Source organism: Kineococcus sp. R86509 (assembly GCF_042466365.1).
GTDB lineage: Bacteria > Actinomycetota > Actinomycetes > Actinomycetales > Kineococcaceae > Kineococcus.
Genome location: NZ_JAXHCE010000001.1, coordinates 903,308 through 920,510, shown reverse-complemented (window position 1 = coordinate 920,510; position 17,203 = coordinate 903,308). Strand labels below are relative to the sequence as shown.

The 17,203-nt window shown below is 72.7% G+C and carries 12 protein-coding genes; 8 read left to right on the top strand and 4 right to left on the bottom strand.

Annotated features, from left to right (window positions below):
- Nucleotides 1–46: 46 nt before the first annotated feature.
- Both SJY07_RS04390 and SJY07_RS04385 read right to left on the bottom strand, forming a co-directional pair.
- The gene (locus tag SJY07_RS04390; protein ID WP_380157267.1) at nt 47–1,198 is read right to left on the bottom strand and encodes a Gmad2 immunoglobulin-like domain-containing protein; all 1,152 of its coding nucleotides are present in this window, start codon (nt 1,196–1,198) and stop codon (nt 47–49) included.
- Nucleotides 1,195–1,713 (bottom strand): SigE family RNA polymerase sigma factor, encoded by a 519-nt coding sequence (locus SJY07_RS04385; protein ID WP_328295458.1) that lies wholly within the window; start codon nt 1,711–1,713, stop codon nt 1,195–1,197. The genes SJY07_RS04390 and SJY07_RS04385 overlap by 4 nt, the downstream gene beginning before the upstream one ends.
- A 199-nt stretch (nt 1,714–1,912) precedes the next feature.
- Here SJY07_RS04385 and SJY07_RS04380 point away from each other — a divergent pair, with 199 nt between their 5' ends.
- Genes SJY07_RS04380 through SJY07_RS04365 form a run of 4 tightly spaced genes read left to right on the top strand, consistent with a single transcriptional unit; the run spans nt 1,913 to nt 6,073 of the window.
- Nucleotides 1,913–2,278, top strand: coding sequence for a histidine triad nucleotide-binding protein (locus SJY07_RS04380; RefSeq protein WP_328295459.1), 366 nt, complete (start codon nt 1,913–1,915; stop codon nt 2,276–2,278).
- A 22-nt stretch (nt 2,279–2,300) separates the two neighbouring features.
- On the top strand, nt 2,301–4,085 hold the full coding sequence (locus SJY07_RS04375; protein WP_380157264.1) for an N-acetylglutaminylglutamine amidotransferase: 1,785 nt from the start codon (nt 2,301–2,303) through the stop codon (nt 4,083–4,085).
- 14 nt (nt 4,086–4,099) lie between these two features.
- A complete protein-coding gene (gene ngg / locus SJY07_RS04370) occupies nt 4,100–5,905 on the top strand; it encodes an N-acetylglutaminylglutamine synthetase (protein WP_380157262.1) in 1,806 nt (601 codons plus the stop codon).
- A 12-nt stretch (nt 5,906–5,917) separates the two neighbouring features.
- Nucleotides 5,918–6,073 carry a zinc finger domain-containing protein gene (locus tag SJY07_RS04365; protein ID WP_380157260.1) on the top strand — a complete coding sequence of 52 codons (156 nt, stop codon included), beginning with the start codon at nt 5,918–5,920 and terminating at the stop codon, nt 6,071–6,073.
- A gap of 40 nt (nt 6,074–6,113) precedes the next feature.
- Here the strand turns inward: SJY07_RS04365 and SJY07_RS04360 are convergent, their stop codons facing one another.
- Nucleotides 6,114–7,049, bottom strand: coding sequence for a hypothetical protein (locus SJY07_RS04360; RefSeq protein ID WP_380157258.1), 936 nt, complete (start codon nt 7,047–7,049; stop codon nt 6,114–6,116).
- 134 nt (nt 7,050–7,183) lie between these two features.
- On the opposite strand from SJY07_RS04360, the gene SJY07_RS04355 reads away from it, so the two are divergent.
- The 4 genes from SJY07_RS04355 to SJY07_RS04340 all read left to right on the top strand — a co-directional run bounded on the left by SJY07_RS04355 (nt 7,184) and on the right by SJY07_RS04340 (nt 15,579).
- Nucleotides 7,184–9,763 carry a carboxylate--amine ligase/circularly permuted type 2 ATP-grasp protein gene (locus SJY07_RS04355; protein WP_328295464.1) on the top strand — a complete coding sequence of 860 codons (2,580 nt, stop codon included), beginning with the start codon at nt 7,184–7,186 and terminating at the stop codon, nt 9,761–9,763.
- On the top strand, nt 9,744–11,528 hold the full coding sequence (locus tag SJY07_RS04350) for an N-acetylglutaminylglutamine amidotransferase (RefSeq protein WP_328295465.1): 1,785 nt from the start codon (nt 9,744–9,746) through the stop codon (nt 11,526–11,528). The genes SJY07_RS04355 and SJY07_RS04350 overlap by 20 nt, the downstream gene beginning before the upstream one ends.
- A 71-nt stretch (nt 11,529–11,599) precedes the next feature.
- Nucleotides 11,600–13,474: a prolyl oligopeptidase family serine peptidase gene (locus SJY07_RS04345; RefSeq protein ID WP_380157255.1), complete on the top strand. Its 1,875-nt coding sequence runs from the start codon at nt 11,600–11,602 to the stop codon at nt 13,472–13,474.
- A 197-nt stretch (nt 13,475–13,671) separates the two neighbouring features.
- On the top strand, nt 13,672–15,579 hold the full coding sequence (locus SJY07_RS04340) for a chorismate-binding protein (protein ID WP_380157253.1): 1,908 nt from the start codon (nt 13,672–13,674) through the stop codon (nt 15,577–15,579).
- A gap of 32 nt (nt 15,580–15,611) precedes the next feature.
- On the opposite strand, the gene SJY07_RS04335 is transcribed toward SJY07_RS04340, so the two are convergent.
- Entirely contained in the window at nt 15,612–17,183 is a 1,572-nt protein-coding gene (locus tag SJY07_RS04335; protein WP_380157251.1) for an alkaline phosphatase D family protein, read from the bottom strand.
- Between the last annotated feature and the right edge of the window lie 20 nt (nt 17,184–17,203).

Sequence of the window (17,203 nt, the reverse complement as noted above, 5' to 3'; positions counted from 1 at the left end):
GTGATCTTGCTGGGAGACCCAGCAAGATCACGGAACGGGAGGAGGGTCAGGGGATGGTGACGGTCTTCGTGTCGCCGACGGGGCCCGCACCCTCGCCGTCGGACTCGTCGGGGGCGAACACCGACAGGGTGTAGGTCCCCGCCGGCACCGCCGCCGTGAACGAGAACTCCGCGAAGGTGCCGTTCGCGCCGGCCTGCACGGAGTCCCGAGCGACCTCCGCGCCCGCGGCGTTCGTCAGCGTGTAGAGCAGCGTCCCCTCGAAACCTGTCCCGACCCCCTTCACCGTGACCGAACCGGCGCTCGGGGACACCGAGGTGATCCACGCCGGGGCCTGCACGTCGGCTTGCGGCGCCCGCGACAGCGACGCCGGGACGCTCGTCCCGAACACCGACTGCCCCGCCTTGCCGCCGACCCGCAGCTCGATCGGCTGGTCGTCACCCGCCGCCGCCGTGACCGTGTAGACGAGCTGCTGCAACGCCAGGGTCGCGTCACCGGTGGAGCCCGACGCCGCGGAGGCCGCCACGTCCACCACGAGCTTGCCGCCCGACTCGCTCACCGTCGCGGTCGCGTCCTTCGACCAGGGGCTCGAGTAGTCCGGGTCGGTGGGGGAGCCGGACAGCATGGCGCGCAACGCGTTCGTCGCGTCGTTCGCGCCCGACCCGGCCTTCACGTACTCGCGGTACAGCTTCGCCGGCTGCCCGCCCAGCCAGTACACCGGCACCGACGTCGCACCGGTGGGCAGCGTGCCCCCCGTCCCGCCCGCCGTGGAGGTCGCCGGGGCCGAGGTGAGCGACGTGGCCGCCGAGGTGCCCCCCGAGCCGGTGGGCTGCGAGGACATCGGGGTCGAGTCCGCCGCCGGCGTGCTCGACGAGGTGGAGGGGGTCGACGAGGACGGCGAGGTCGACGAGGACGCCGTGCTGGCCACCGTCGTCACGTTGTCGTCCCCGCGCTGGGTCAGCGCGAAGGCGCCGCCACCGACGACGACGACGGCCGCGACCCCCGCCGCCACCAGCCCGCCACGGGTGCGGGAACGACGACGGTTGGCTCGGCTGGTCATGTGGATCTCCTCGAGACGGTCGGTCGGCTGCACCCCGGCCGCACGTGCGGCGAGGGCGTCCTGCAGCTGCCTGGCGGTGGGGCTGAGTTCGTCGTGGCCGGCGGGATCCGGCAGCGGACCCAGCGGGGTCTCCTCGTTCACTGCTGCTCCTCGCTCGACATGGCCGTGCGCAACGCGGACAACCCGCGGTGCGCGTGGGTCTTGACCGCGCCCCGGCTGATGCCGAGCGCGGCCGCGATGTCCTCCTCGGACATCTCGCCCTGGTACCGCAGCACCAGGACCTCCCGTTGCCGGGTCGGCAACCCGTCCAGCGCGCCGAGCACCATCCGGTGCTCCGCGGCCCGCACGGCCTGCTCCTCCGGACCCGCCGGCTCCGGGTCCGGCAGGGGACGCTTGCGGTCGGTGACGACCCGGTGCCGCACGACGTCACGGGCCCCGTTCACGACGCTCGTGCGCAGGTAGGCGACCGCCGACCCCTTGTCCGCGAGCCGGTTCCAGCGCCCGTGCAACGTCACGAACGCCTCCGCGACGACCTCCTCGGCGCTCGCGGTCTCGCCCATCAGGGACGCCGCGAGCCCGACGAAGCGCCGCCAGTGCGCCGCGTAGAGCGCACTGACCGCCTCGTCGGCCGTCCACGAGCGCGGGTCGTCAACCACGACCACCCGCTCCTTCGTCACCATCACAGTGCACAGACGAGTCACGCAGGGTCACGGTTGACATCCAACCGGAGATCTTTTGCGGACTCGTCGGGGGCACGCCGCGTCCGCCGGGTGGGATCGTTGCCTCCCCGGTGACGTCTGGCGGGACCGGGGAGGCAACGATCCCCCACGGAGACGGCCCGGTAGCGTGCGGGGCATGGCCGAGGTCTCCCGCGTGCAGCGCGCCCCCGACGACCTGTTCCTCAAGATCGTGGCGGGGGAGGTCCCGGCGACGATCGTCCACTCCGACGACCTCGTCGTCGCCTTCGAGGACGTCGCCCCGCAGGCTCCCGTCCACGTCCTGGTGATCCCGCGGGAGCGCTTCGAGAACGTCGCGGAGCTCGCCGCGGCGGCCCCGCAGACCCTCGCCCGCCTCGTGGCGGTGGCCCAGCAGATCGCCGACGAGCGCTGCGGCGGGGAGTACCGGCTGGTCTTCAACACGGGGACGGCGGTGGGGCAGTCGGTCTTCCACGTGCACGGCCACGTCCTCGGCGGCCGCGACTTCACCTGGCCCCCCGGCTGATCCGAGGGTTGGATGGACGGTCATGTGCGGTCTCTGCGGTGAAGTCAGGTTCGACGGGCGGGCGGCGGACGTCGCGGCCGTCCAGCGGATGTCGCAGGCCATGGCGGCCCGTGGCCCGGACGGTGAAGGCGTCTGGGCCCAGGGGCGGGTCGCCTTCGGGCACCGCCGGCTCTCGATCATCGACCTCTCCGCCTGCGGCGCCCAGCCGATGCAGGATCCCGACCTCGGTCTCACCGCCGTCTTCAACGGCTGCATCTACAACTACCCGCAGCTGCGCGAGGAACTCATCGGGTACGGGTACCGCTTCACCTCGACCTCGGACACCGAGGTCATCGTCAAGGGGTACCACCGCTGGGGCGTCGACGTCGTCGACCACCTCGTCGGGATGTTCGCCGTCGTCGTCCACGAACGCGACTCCGGCCGGGTCGTCCTCCTGCGCGACCGGCTCGGCGTCAAACCGCTCTACCTGGCCGAGACCCCGGGGCGGCTGCGGTTCGCCTCCTCGTTGCCGGCGCTGCTCGCGGCCGGTGACGTGGACACCACGATCGACCCCGTCGCCCTGCACCACTACCTCTCCTGGCACGCCGTCGTCCCCGCGCCGCACACCGTCCTGCAGGGTGTGCGGAAGCTCCCGCCGGCCACCGTCCGGGTGATCGAGGCCGACGGTCGGAGTCGGGAGCACCGGTACTGGGCCCCCGACCACGTGCGACGCGAGGAGTACGCCTCCTTCTCCGAGCAGGACTGGGAGGACGCGGTCCTCGCGTCGTTGCGCACCGCGGTGGCGCGGCGGACCGTCGCCGACGTCCCCGTCGGCGTCCTGCTCTCCGGCGGTCTCGACTCCAGCCTCATCACCGCGCTGCTCGCCGAACAGGGCCAGACCGACCTCGCCACCTACTCCATCGGCTTCGAGTCCGTGGGCGGTCGCGACGGGGACGAGTTCGAGTACTCCGACGCGATCGCGCAGCGGTTCGCGACGAACCACCACCGCATCCGGGTGTCCGGCGCCGAACTCGTCGGGGCGCTCGGGCACGCGGTCGACGCCATGAGCGAACCCATGGTGAGCCACGACGTCGTCGCCTTCGACCTGCTCTCGCAGCAGGTCTCGCAGAGCATCAAGGTCGTGCAGTCCGGTCAGGGGGCCGACGAGGTGTTCGGCGGCTACCACTGGTACCCACCGCTGTCCGGACTCACCCCGGCCCAGGGGGTCGACGCCTACGCGACGGCGTTCTTCGACCGCGACCACGCCGGGGTGGCGCGGGTCCTGAACCCGCAGTGGTTCACCTCCACCGACGTGTCACGCGAGTTCCTGGAACAGCACTTCGCCCGGCCCGGGGCGGACACGGCCGTCGACGCCGCGCTGCGCCTGGACACCGAGGTCATGCTGGTCGACGACCCGGTGAAGCGCGTCGACAACACCACGATGGCGTGGGGCCTGGAGGCGCGCGTCCCCTTCCTCGACCACGAACTCGTCGAACTCGCCGCCGCGATCCCGCCGGAACTGCAACTCGCCGGCGGCGGCAAGGGGATCCTCAAGAAGGTCGGGTACCGGGTGATCCCGCGCGAGGTCATCGACCGGCCGAAGGGGTACTTCCCCGTCCCGGCGATCACCCACCTCGAGCGCGAGGTGCTCGGGCTGGTGAAGGACGCGCTCACCAGCCGGGCCGCCCGGGACCGGGCGCTGTTCCGCTCCGGCTACGTCGACGGGCTGCTCGGCGACCCGAACTCCGAACTCACCCCGCTGCGGGGGAACAAGCTCTGGCAGCTCGGTCTGCTCGAGATGTGGTTGCAGCAGCACGGTATCGCCTGATCGGGGGACGAGTGATGACCACGACGAGACGACGTTCCGCGGTGGCCGGGTTGCGGCACCGCTCGCTGGACGTGCCGGCCATCTCCAGCCGGAACTGGCAACGGCCGCCCAGGTGGTTCACCGCCGAGATGGCCGCCGACGTCGTCCTGGACATGGGCTGGGGTCGGTTGGTGTTCGGGCAGACGTTCGTCGACCAGCGCGACGTGGTCGACGCCCTGCGCGCCGAGGAGAACGGTGAACGCGACATCGCGATGTACGTGCGGGACCCCCAGGTGCTGGTCGGTCTCGCGCCCCACGAACTGTTCCTGGACCCCTCGATCACGTTCCGGCTACCGCTGAACCGCTACCGCGCCCCGCGGGACCGGAACCCGGACGTGTTCGTCCGGATGGTCCGCGACCGCGCGGAACTCGAAGAGGTCAACCGGATCTACGCGACCTGCGGGATGGTGACCTCCGACGCGGACGTCATGTGGGCCAATCACCGGACCCGCACGTTCACCTACCTCGTGGCCGAGGACACCCGGACCCACGAGATCGTCGGGACCGTCACCGGGGTCGACCACGTCCTGGCGTTCGGTGATCCCGACGGGGGTACCAGCCTCTGGTGCCTGGCCGCCGATCCGCAGGCCGCGCCGCGCGGGGTGGGGGAGGCGCTGGTCCGGGTGCTGGCCGAGCGTTACGTGGCGCGGGGCCGGGCGGTGCTGGACCTCTCGGTCATCCACGACAACGAGGGGGCCATCGCCCTCTACCGCAGACTGGGTTTCCGGCCCGCCCCGCCGGTGGTGGTGAAGCGCAAGAACCCGATCAACCGGCCGCTGTTCTCGCCGCAGCCCGAGGGATTGTCGGGCCTGAACCCCTACGCGCGGATCATCGCCGACGAGGCGTTGCGTCGCGGGGTGCGGGTCGAGGTGACCGACGGCCCGAGCGGGGAGATGCGGCTGACCTGCGCGGGCCGGTCGCTGCTGACCCGGGAATCCCTCTCCGAACTCACCAGCGCCGTCGCGATGTCGCGCTGCGACGACAAGCGGGTCACCCGTCGACTCCTCGCCGCCCGTGGGGTCCGGGTCCCCCGGGCCGTCGAACTCGGCGCGGACCCGTTGCAGGACGATGAGGGGCTGGCCGCCTGCGAGGAACTCGTCGTCGCCACCGGCCCGGTCGTGGTGAAACCCGCCCGGGGTGAGCAGGGCAAGGGCATCACCGTCGGTGTCGCGGGTGGCGAGGAACTGCGCCGTGCCGTCGCCGAGGCCGCGTCGCACTGCCCGGACGTCCTCGTGGAGGAACTCGTCCGCGGGCAGGACTTGCGCATCGTCGTCATCGACCACGCGGTCGTCGCCGCGGCGATCCGTCGGCCCGCTGCCGTCAGGGGCAACGGGACCGACGACATCCGCACGCTCGTGGCGAGGCAGGGTCGCCGTCGTGAGGCCGCCACCCACGGCGAGTCGAGCATCCCCCTGGACGAGACCACCGAGAACGTCGTGGCCGACGCCGGGTACGCGATGGACGACGTCCTGCCCCGAGGTGAGCGGTTGGAGGTGCGGCGCACCGCGAACCTGCACACCGGGGGGACCATCGACGACGTCACCGACGACCTGCACCCCGACCTGGTCGAGGCCGCGATGTCGGCGAGCCGGGCGATCGGGATCCCGGTGACGGGTATCGACCTCCTCGTTCCCGACGTCTCCGGGCCCGACCACGTCGTCATCGAGGCCAACGAACGTCCGGGGCTCGCCAACCACGCCCCGCGCCCGACGGCGCAGAGGTTCCTGGACCTGCTGTTCCCGGAAACCCGAGGGTTCACCGGATCCGCTCAGCGGTACTAGGGTCCGGCCGCGGTGCGTAGAGCGGTCGGGTCGGCCTCCAGCGCCCGGGCGCTCGACCTGCCCGACCCGACCGGCGAGCGCGAGACCTGTCGCCGGTGCGGGACGCCCGTCCGGAGCTGGACCCTGGCGGGCCGCACCGCCTGGGTCTGTCCCACCGACCAGTCCTGACCCATCCCTACCCGTGATCTGGCCGGGAGTCCCCGCAGGATCAGGGATCGGCGGGGAGGCGGGCCTCGAGGTGGGTGAGTTCGCGCTGGGCGCGGATGACGCGGTCGTCGGCGCCGTGGGCACCGCGTTCGGCCGAGCGCAGGGTGTCGGCGGCGGCGTCGAGCTGCTCGGTGACCGCGGCGAGCTTGGCCTGCAGGTCCTCTTGCCGACGGGCGAGGTCCTCGCTGCGACGCCGGGCCGAGCCGAGTTCGGCAGCGGCCGTGCCGGCGTCGTCGCGGGCCTCTGCCAGCTCCTCGCGGGCCGCGCCGACGGCCTCCTCGAGCTCGCGCCGCTCGCGTTCGCGACGTTCGGCCTCGGCCCGCTCGCGTTCCGCCTCCCGGGCCGCCCTCTCCTCCCGCCGCGCCTTCAGCTCGTCCTTCGGCACCGAGCGGCGGGCGTGGGTCTTCTTCGCCGCGGGGGCCGGGCGGACGGGGGAGTCCGCGGCGCTCGCCCCGTCGAGGTCGACCTCGCCGAAACCCGTCGCCTCCAGCGGGCGGACCAGCGTCCCGGAGCGGACGGCGTCCGCGGCCGCGGGGTCGCTCATGCCGGCGCGGAGGGTGGCGACGACCTTCTCGCCCACGTCGAGGCTGAGACGCACGCCGGCGGCGAGGGTGAGTCGCCCGGCCTGGACGCGCATCGCGTCCAGGACCTGGTGCTGCTGCACCCCGAGCTCACGCAGTTCCGGCCCCGCGAGCGAGGCCGTCGCCTCCCGCATCGCGGCCCCGAGCTCCAGCAGCTGCTCGACCTCGTCGCGGCGTTCGCGGACGAGCAGGTTCACGGCCCACGCGGAGACGGGGGGCTTCTTCAGGCCGGCGATCCGACCGGCCAGTTCGCGGTCCCCGTCGTCGCGGGCCTCACGGGCCCAGCGGTCCCGGGTCGCGGTGAACTCGCCGGGCGGCACCGCGTAGAGCTCGTCGAGCAGGGTGGGGAAGTCCACGGTGACATCGTGGCATGACTGCCCTCAGCGATCGACTGACTACTGAGTGTCACAAATGACGGTCTCCACGTAAAGGTCTTGTTTCGCGGCCCGTCTCCGGCGGCACGAACCGCGATGGGGTCTAGCTTGTGGGAATGGGCGCGGAGATGACTCTCGGGGCGGAAGAGGAACTCCACCTGATCGACCTGGAGAGCTGGCAACTGTCGGCGCGCGCTCCCCAGGTGCTGTCCCGGCTGGACAGCGCCTCCTACTCCGCCGAACTGCAACGCACCACGGTGGAGACCAACACCGACGTGGTGTCGACCCTGACGGAACTGCGCGAGGAACTCCTGCGGTTGCGCAAGGGGCTGGTCGAGGCCGCCAGTCGCGACGGGCTCGGGGTCGCCGCCGTCGGCACGGCACCTCGTTCGACGTTCACCGACTTCGAGCTCACCGCGACCGGACGCTACGGGCGCATGCAGGAGCAGTACCGACTCCTGGTGGACGAGCAGCTCATCTGCGGCACCCAGATCCACGTCGGGATCGCCGACCGGGACCTGGCCGTCGAGATCATGCAGCGGATCGCCCCGACCCTCCCCGTCCTGCTGGCCCTCTCGGCCAGCTCGCCGTTCTGGAACGGCCAGAACACCGGCTACGCGAGCATCCGCACCACGATCTGGCAACGCTGGCCCAGCGCCGGGACCACCGGTGCCCTGGAGTCGGCCGCGGAGTACGACGAACTCCTCGACGACCTCATCGCCTCGGGAGTCATCGCCGACCGCAAGATGGCCTACTTCGACGTCCGGCCCAGCTCGCACGCGCCCACCCTGGAACTCCGCGTCTGCGACGCCTGCCCGCTCGTCGACGACGCCGTGCTCATCGCCGGGTTGTTCCGCGCCAGCGTGCGCGCCGCCGAGTTGGACATCGAGGCCGGGCGCCCGCGGCCGCAGGCCCCGTCGCCGCTCTACCGGGCCGGGATCTGGCAGGCCGCCCGCGGTGGTCTCTCCGGCGACCTCCTCGACGGCAACGACCACCCGCGTCCGCTGCCGGCCCCGGAAGCCGTCCGCACGCTGCTGGGGCGGCTGCGTCCGCAGCTGGAGGAACTGGGCGACTGGGACGAGGTGGCGGAGCTCACCGAGGCGACGCTCGCCCGCGGGAACTCCGCCGACCGCCAGCGCGCGGCGTTCGTCGAACGGGGCGAACTGGACGACGTCGTGCGTCTCGTCGTGGAGGAGACGCACGGATCGGCCGCGGGGGAGGCCCCGGCGACGGCCGCCCTGCGGCGCTACCGCACCCGCGCCGGGGACGAGGCCGTGGGCGTCAGCGCCCAGCCGCGCCCCGCCTACCGCGAGGTCATCGAGCACGTCCGCACCCTGGGCCCGGCCGGTGTCGCCGCGGCCGAGGCCGAACGGGACGCCTGGGCGCGTGAGCGCCACCTCGCCTACGTGGTGAGCGGTCCGGAGGGCCTCGTGGAGAAGCCCTTCCACGTCGACCTCGTGCCGCGCGTGATCCTGCCCCACGAGTGGCAGCAGGTGCGGCGCGGTCTCGTGCAGCGGGCCCGGGCGATCGAGTGCTTCCTGCGCGACGTCTACGGCGCCCAGCGGATCCTGCACGACGGGGTGCTGACCCGCGACGCCGTCGTCGGTGCCCCGGGGTGGGAGTCGCAGGCGACGCGGTTGCCCGACGACGTGGTGCGCGCGCCCGTCATGGGTTTCGACCTCATCCGCAACGAGTACGGCGGCTGGCGGGTCCTGGAGGACAACGTCCGCAACCCCAGCGGCGTCGCCTACGGGATCGCGGCCCGGGCGCTGGTGGACGCGGTCGTGCCCGACATGCCGCGGCCACCGGCGATGCTGGACCCGGCCACCGCCTTCGAACGCCTGCGCTCGACGTTGCTGTCGCGCTCGCGTCCCGGGATGCGCCCGGTGCTGCTCTCGAGCGGCCCGGCCAGCGCCGCCTGGTTCGAGCACCGCAAGCTCGCCGACGGGGCCGGGTTGCTGCTGGTCGGCGCCGACGACCTCGACGTGCAGCGCGGCCGCGTCGTGCACCGGGGGACGGGGGACCTCGTCGGGGCCGTCTACCTCCGCCTCGACGGGGAACTGCTGGACCTCTGCGACCACGCCGGGCGCCGGATCGGCCAGGAGGTCTTCGACGTCGCCGTCGCGGGCGGGGTCGTGCTGGCCAACGCGCCGGGCAACGGCATCGCCGACGACAAGGCGATGTACCGCTCGGTGCCGGAGTTCATCAACTACTACCTCGAGGAACGCCCGCTGCTGGAGTCGGTGCCCACCTACCGCCTCAGCGACGAGGTCGAACGTCGGGCCGTGCTGGAACGCGTGGGGGAACTCGTGACGAAACCCGTCGACGGCTACGGCGGGGAGGGCGTGCTGATCGGGCCCTACGCGAGCGCGGCGGAGGTCGCGGCCCGACGCCAGGAGATCGCTGCGGAACCGCCGAACTGGGTCGCGCAGGAGGTCGTGCAGTTGTCCTCGGTGCCGAGCTGGAACGCGGAGAGCGCGACGCTGCAACCGCGACGCGTGGACCTGCGGGCGTTCGTCTACGTCACGGGGACGGGCGAGGAGGAGTGCCACCTCGCGGACGTGGCGCTCACCCGGGTCGCGCCCGAGGGCAGCCTCGTCGTGAACTCCTCGCGCGGCGGCGGCGCCAAGGACACCTGGATCCTGCGCGGCGACGACGACCAGGAGGGGGAGACCCGTGTGCGGACTCGCCGGTGAGGTCAGGTTCGACGGGGCGAGCGCCGACGTCGCGGCGCTGGCCCGGATGACCGGTTGCCTGGTGCACCGGGGACCGGACGGGGACGGGATCTGGGCCCGCGGTCCCGTCGCGCTGGGCCACCGACGGCTCTCCATCATCGACCTCTCACCCGCGGGTGCGCAGCCGATGGTCGACAACGCCACGGCCATCACCGTGGTCTTCAACGGCTGCATCTACAACTACCGGGAACTGCGGGCCGAGCTGCAGGCCGCCGGGCACCGGTTCTTCTCCACCTCCGACACCGAGGTCGTCGAGAAGGCCTACGCGCAGTGGGGAACCCGTTTCGTCGAGCACCTGCTCGGGATGTTCGCGATCGCCCTGGTGGAACACGAGAGCGGCCGGTTGGTGCTGGCCCGCGACCGGCTCGGGATCAAACCCCTCTACGTCGACACCCGGGCCGACCGGGTCCGGTTCGCCTCCACCGTCCAGGCCCTGCTCGCCGGTGGCGGTGTCGACACCAGCATCGACCGCGAGGCGCTCGCCCAGTACCTGACCTTCCACTCCGTCGTCCCCGCCCCCCGCACGATCCTGGCGGGGGTGCGCAAGCTCCCGCCCGCGACCGTCCGCGTGGTCGAGCGCGACGGCAGGTCCACCGACACGACCTACTGGGAGCCGGAGTTCACCCGCTCGCAGGAGTTCGCCGGCTGGAGCGCACGGGACTGGGAACAGGGCCTGCTGGAGAAGCTGCGCGTCGCGGTGGAACGCCGGATGGTCGCCGACGTCCCCGTCGGGGTACTCCTCTCGGGTGGTCTCGACTCCAGCCTCGTCGTGGCCCTGCTCGACGCGGCGGGTCAGCGCGACCTGGCGACGTTCAGCATCGGGTTCGACTCCGCCGGCGGGGAGTCGGGCGACGAGTACGAGTACTCCTCGCTGGTCGCGAAGGAGTTCGGGACCGACCACCACCGCATCCACGTCGACTCCTCCCGGCTGCTGCCGGGGATCGACGCGGCCGTGGACGCCATGAGCGAACCCATGGTCAGCCACGACTGCGTGGCCTTCCTGCTGCTGTCGCAGGAGGTCTCGAAGTCGGTCAAGGTCGTCCAGTCCGGCCAGGGCGCGGACGAGGTGCTCGGCGGGTACAGCTGGTACCCACCCCTGGCGGGGGTTCCCCGGGCCGACGCCGTCGAGGCCTACGCCCAGGTGTTCTTCGACCGTCGCTACGCCGGCCTCGCCGACGTGCTGGCCCCGGAGTGGCTGCCGGGCTCGGACACCCCGGGGAACTTCATCACCGAGGCGTTCGGCCGTCCGGGCGCGGAGACCTCGCTCGACGCGGCGCTGCGCAACGACACGACCGTCATGCTCGTCGACGACCCGGTGAAGCGCGTCGACAACATGACGATGGCGCACGGCCTCGAGGCGCGCGTCCCGTTCCTGGACCACGAACTCGTCGAGTTCGCCGGCCGGATCCCCCCGGAACTGAAACTCGCCGACGGTGGGAAGGGGGTCCTCAAGCGGGCCGCGCGCGGGTTGGTCCCCGACGCCGTCATCGACCGCACGAAGGGGTACTTCCCGGTCCCGGCGATCCGTCAGCTCGAGGGCCCCTACCTCCAGCGGGTCCGCGACGCCCTCACCGACCCCGCGGCGAAGCGGCGCGGGTTGTTCCGGCCCGAGGTCGTCGACCGGTTGCTCGCCGACCCCAACGTCGACCGCACCCCGCTGGGGTCCAACGTGCTGTGGCAGCTGGCGTTGCTGGAGATGTGGTTGCAGCACCACGACGTGGGGTGAGCGGGTCGGCTCGGGGTCCCGGTGCGCCTCCCGTTCCCCCGCGCCGGGGGCCGTGGGTGCAGCATGGGGGTGTGGAGCACCGAACCCTCGAGCAGGATCCGCCGTCCGCCTCCCCGCTGGAGGACGCCCTCGCGTTGGGCGACGAACTCGTCGCCGCCTGGGGCAGCTGGCGACCCACGATGACCCCCGACGCCCGCCAGGTGGCGTTCGTCTCCGACCGTTCCGGGATCCCGCAGCTGTGGATCCAGGACGTCGTCCTGGACGGGGAGATGCCCGCGGCGCGTCACGTCCGCCTCTCACCCGACCCCGTCGTGTCGGTGTCGTGGGCCGCCGACAGTCGCTGGCTCGCGTGCTCGGTGGCCGTCGGTGGGGGCGTGCGGACCGAGGTGTGGGTGGTGCGCCCCGACGGCAGCGACGCCCGCCGGATCGCGGGGGACGCCCACGAGCACGCCGAGCTCGGCCCCTGGACCCGCAGCGGCCACCGGGTGGTGGTGACGTTCCCGCCCGTCGGGGGCAGACCCTCGCGCTGCTACCTCGGCGACCCGGCGACCGGCCGGCTGGACCCGCTGGCCGAGGGTGACCTCGTCCACGTCCTCGACGTCTCGCAGGAGGAACGCTTCCTCGTCGTCGTCGACGGTGAACGCGGCCAGCAGTTCTGCGTGGTCGTCGACCGGCTCATCGACGATCACCAGCCGTTGCTGCCGCACGGGGCCACCGGCTCCACCGACGTGGCCCTGCTGCGTCCGGCCCCCGCCGGTGACACCGGTCCGGTCTACGTCTACCTCGCCTCCGACGTGGGGTTGCCGCGGCGCCAGCTGATCGGGATGCCCTTCGGGCCCAACGGCTACCGCGGGGAGGCGCAGACGCTCGCCGCCCGCGACGACGCGGAACTCGAGTTCGTCGACGGCGACGACGCGGGGACGCTGCTGCTGCTGGTGTGGAACGTCGCCGGGGCCAGCGAGCTGGAACTCTTCGACACCACGACGCGGGAACGGACCCGGCTGCACGGCCTGCCGGGTCTGGTCGCGACCGACCCGGTCCTCTCCCGGGACGGGCGCAGCGTCGTCCTCGGCGTCGAAGGGCCCTCGCGCCCGCGCGAACTCTGGCACCTGGACACCGCGACGGGGGAGTGGACGAGGATCACGCACTCACCGGAACTCCCCGTCCGCGACCTCGTCGTGCCCACGTTGGAGACCTACACGGCGCACGACGGGCTGACGCTGACCGGCTGGCTGTACGAGGCCCCGAACCCGTCCGGGGCGGCGGCCCTGAGCCTGCACGGTGGTCCGGAGGCGCAGGAACGTCCCACCTTCAACGCGATGGTCCAGACCCTCGTCGCCGCCGGCATCACGGTGTTCGCCCCCAACGTGCGGGGTTCCTCGGGTTTCGGTCGGGAGTTCGTGCACGCCGACGACGTCGAGAAGCGCCACGACGCCTTCGCCGACGTCCTCGCGACGGCCGAGCACCTGGTGGCCAGGGGGTTCGCCGACGCGGACCGGATCGCCGTCACGGGTCGTTCCTACGGCGGGTACCTCACCCTCGCCTCGTTGGCCTTCTCGCCGGGGGTGTTCGCCGCCGGCATCGACATCTGCGGGATGAGCGACCTGACGACGTTCTACCGCGACACCGAACCCTGGATCGGGGCGGCGGCGGTCAGCAAGTACGGCCACCCCGAACACGACCGGGTCCTGCTGGAGGAGCTCTCCCCGCTGCGTCGCGCCGACGCCATCGACGTGCCCCTGCTCGTCGTGCACGGGGAACTGGACACCAACGTCCCGATCGGCGAGGCGCGCCAGATCGTGGCCGCCCTGCGCGGACTGGACCGGCAGGTGGACTACCTCGAGCTCGCCGGCGAGGGGCACGACTACCGCCGCGCGGAGTCGCGGCGGACGCTGACACGCAGTGCGGTCGGCTTCCTCGCCGCGCACCTGCGACCGGTCACCTGAGGGCATCGCCGGGACGAGTGCGCGAGCGGACGAGACGCCCAGCGGCGCGACGGACCTGACCGGCTCCCGCTCGCGGGGACCGCGCAGTTCCTGGTGCGCCGGGGTCGGCCGCACGGTCGCCCCGGACCGGACGACCGGGTTCCCGGGCGCGTCGCCGCGGGTCCCCGCGGGCGGGGGTGGTGTGACACCCTTCGCCGGTGCGCTGGCTCGTCGTGGACAACCACGACTCCTACACCCACAACCTGGTCCAGCTGCTGGCGGTCGCCACCGGGACCGACCCGGTCGTGGTGAGCGACGACGACGTCGCGCCCGGCGAGCTGGACCTCGAGGGGTTCGCGGGGATCGTCGTCTCGCCCGGTCCGGGGCACCCGGGCAACGCGCGGGACTTCGGGCTCGCGGCCGACGTGCTCGCCCGCGCGCAGGTCCCCGTCCTGGGGGTGTGCCTGGGGATGCAGGGGATCGCCCTCGCCGAGGGGGCCGTGGTCGACCTCGCTCCGCAGCCGCGGCACGGTTTCGTCGACCGGGTCCGGCACGACGGGACGGGGGTGCTCGCCGGGCTGCCCGACGGCTTCGCCGCGACCCGGTACCACTCCTTCCGGGTCGCGGAACCGCTGCCGGAGACCCTGGAGGCCCTGGCCTGGGGGTCCGACGGGGTCCTCATGGCGTTGCGGCACCGGACCCGCCCGCTGGTCGGGGTGCAGTTCCACCCCGAGTCGGTCGCGAGCACCACGGGGGCGCGGATCGTCGAGAACTTCGTGCGGTGGTGCGAACGCTGGACGCCGTGTCCGCGCTACCGGCTGCACGCCCGGCGGACCGGGCCCGCCGTCGACGCGGAACGGGCCTTCGCCCACCTCTTCGCCGGGTCCGACGCCGCGTTCTGGCTGGACTCCGCGGCGCGCGGCGCGGGGTCCGGGCGGTTCTCCTTCCTGGGGACCGGGGACGGGACCGTCGTGGACTCCCTCGACGCCCTGGCGGCGACGCTGCGCGAACGCACCGTGGCCGGCGCGGAGGCGGTGCCGTTCGAGTTCGCCGGGGGTTTCGTCGGGTGGGCGGGGTACGAGGCGCGTGACGAGTGCGGGTTCCCGACCGCGCGACGGGACGCGACCCCGGCCTGCTCCTGGACCTTCTGCGACCGCTTCGTCGCCGTCGACCACGACGAGGACGCGACCTGGGTGGTCGCGTTGTCGCTGGACGGTGCGCAACCACGGTGGATCGAGGAGACCGCCGCGACGCTCGCCGACCTCCCACTGCTACCGGAACCGGTTGCGGCGCAGAACCTCCCGGTGACCCTGGACACCGCGCCCGCGGAGTACCGGCAGAACGTGCTCGCCGCTCAGCGGCAGTTGCGGGCGGGGGAGAGCTACGAGATCTGCCTGACCACGCAGGCCCGCGTCCCCGCGCAGGGTCGCCCGTTCGAGGCCTACCGCCGGTTGCGGCGCGCCAACCCGGCGCCCTACGCCGCGTACCTGCGCCGCGGTGACGTCGTGGTGGCGGGGAGTTCGCCGGAACGGTTCCTGCGCATCGGCAGTTCCGGAGCGGTCGAGACCCGGCCCATCAAGGGCACCGCGGCCCTCGACACCGATCCCGCGGCGCTGCAGGCCGACCCGAAGACCCGGGCGGAGAACCTCATGGTCGTCGACCTGCTCCGCAACGACCTCGGCCGGGTCTGCACCCCGGGCAGCGTCACGGTGCCCGACCTCATGAGCGTCGAGACGCTGCCCACCGTGCACCAGCTCGTCACCACCGTGCGGGGGCGGTTGCGCCCGGAGGTGTCGGCGGTGGAGTGCCTGCGCAGCTGCTTCCCGCCCGGCTCGATGACGGGTGCCCCGAAGCTCCGGACGACGGAGATCATCGACGCCCTGGAACAACGGGCCCGCGGGATCTACTCCGGGACGATCGGCTGGTTCTCCACCACCGGGGCGGCCGACCTCGCCGTGGTCATCCGCACCGCCGTCCTCGTCGGCGGGGAGTGGCGGGTCGGGGCGGGTGGCGCGATCGTGCTCGACTCCGACCCGGACGCCGAGGTCGCCGAGGTGCTGCTGAAGCTGCGGGCCCCGCTGAGCGCGCTCACCACCGACACGGACTGGAGCGTTCCGCGGGTCTGAGGCCTGCGCGAGCCGCGGAACGCTCCACTCGCTCAACCCCGGGGCGGCAACGTCCGGCTCCAGAGCGCCGCCCCCGCGATGTCCCGCAGGGTCACCGTGAGCCCCTCGGTGTCCGGGTCGATCTCGACCTCACCGAAGAACTGCGAACCCTCCATCGGTGAGGTGTTCGCGTGCGGCGGCACCGACTGGAACACGACCTCCGGCCCGAACGTCGCGTCCAGCTCGCTGGGGCCGAAGGAACCCGCGTGCAGCGGCCCGGACACGAACTCCCAGAAGTCGTCGAACTCCGTGAACGCCGCGCGCGAGGGGTCGTAGTGGTGGGCGGCGGTGTAGTGCACGTCCGCGGTGAGCCAGACGTGGTTGCGGACCCCGCGGTTCTTCAGCTCGCGCAGGATCCAGGCGATCTGCTGTTCCCGCCCGCGCGGGACCCCCGGGTCGCCCTGCGCAATCGCCTCGATCCCGTTCGACGCGGCGTCGGGGACGACGAGCCCGATCGGCATGTCGGCCTGGACGACCTTCCACCGCGCGGTCGAGGCGGCCATCGCCTCCACCAGCCACTGCGCCTGCTCCGTCCCCAGGATCCCGCCATCGGGACGGACCCCGCCCCCGGCCCAACCCCACGGGTTCGCATCGCGGTAGGTCCGCATGTCGAGGACGAACACGTCCAGCAGCGGGCCGAAGGAGAACTGGGAGTAGACCTTCCCGTCCCGGCGCTGCGAGATCGGGACGTACTCGCGCCAGGCCTGCTCGCCGCGCGCCCACAGCACGTCCACGCGCTTCTCGGTGTATGCGGGGTCGTCGAGGATCTCGTGCGGGAACCAGTTGTTGTGCACCTCGTGGTCGTCCCACTGGTTCACCTGCGGGACCTTGGCGAAGAAGTCCCGGTACGCCTGGTCCTCCAGGTTGTACCGGAACGCCCCGCGGAAGTCGTCGAGGGTCTGCGCCACGTGCGACTTCGCCTCGGTGACGACGTTGCGGTAGACCCGGCCGTCCGGGAGGGTCACGTCGCCGGAGATGACGCCGTCGGCGTAGATGGTGTCCCCGGAGTGCAGGAAGAAGTCGGCGTCGCGTTCGGCCATCGACCGGTAGATGGGGAAACCCCCGAGGTCGGGGTTGCGGCCCCAGCCCTGACCGGCCTGGTCACCGCTCCAGAGGAAGCGGATGCGCCGGTGGTCGCCCGTCGTGGGGGCGGTGCGCAGGAAACCCTCGAGCGAGTCCCCGTCCGGGCGGTGGGCGTCGGGTTCGCCGAGGACCACCCGGTAGGGGACGTCGGCGGCGGACGGCAGCCCGGTGACGTCGAGGCGCCCGGTGAAGTCGCTCGTCGCGGTGAGCAGCGGTCCGCGGTAGGTGCGGCAGTCCGCACCGAAGGAACCCGTGGGGGAGACCTGGACGAACATCCGGGCGGTGCGGTCGGCGCGGGTCCAGATCGTCGCGGTGTTCGAGGTGACGTCACCGGACTGGACGCCGTGGGTGATGCTCGGCATCCCGGAACGCATCAGCCCGGGGACGAGCAGGCCGGTACCACCGGCGGCGAGGAGCGAACGGCGTGAGAAGGGGGAGGAAGGGATCGACACCCGGCGAAGGCTGTCGGGTCCAGGTGACATCGCTGTGCAGGGCGGGAGAA

Excerpts from the sequence above, each read along its gene's own strand:
- ngg (WP_380157262.1), top strand. The coding sequence starts at position 4,100 with ATGACCACGACGAGACGACGTTCCGCGGTGGCCGGGTTGCGGCACCGC.
- SJY07_RS04355 (WP_328295464.1), top strand. The coding sequence starts at position 7,184 with ATGGGCGCGGAGATGACTCTCGGGGCGGAAGAGGAACTCCACCTGATC.
- SJY07_RS04380 (WP_328295459.1), top strand. The coding sequence starts at position 1,913 with ATGGCCGAGGTCTCCCGCGTGCAGCGCGCCCCCGACGACCTGTTCCTC.
- SJY07_RS04335 (WP_380157251.1), bottom strand. The coding sequence starts at position 17,183 with ATGTCACCTGGACCCGACAGCCTTCGCCGGGTGTCGATCCCTTCCTCC.
- SJY07_RS04375 (WP_380157264.1), top strand. The coding sequence starts at position 2,301 with ATGTGCGGTCTCTGCGGTGAAGTCAGGTTCGACGGGCGGGCGGCGGAC.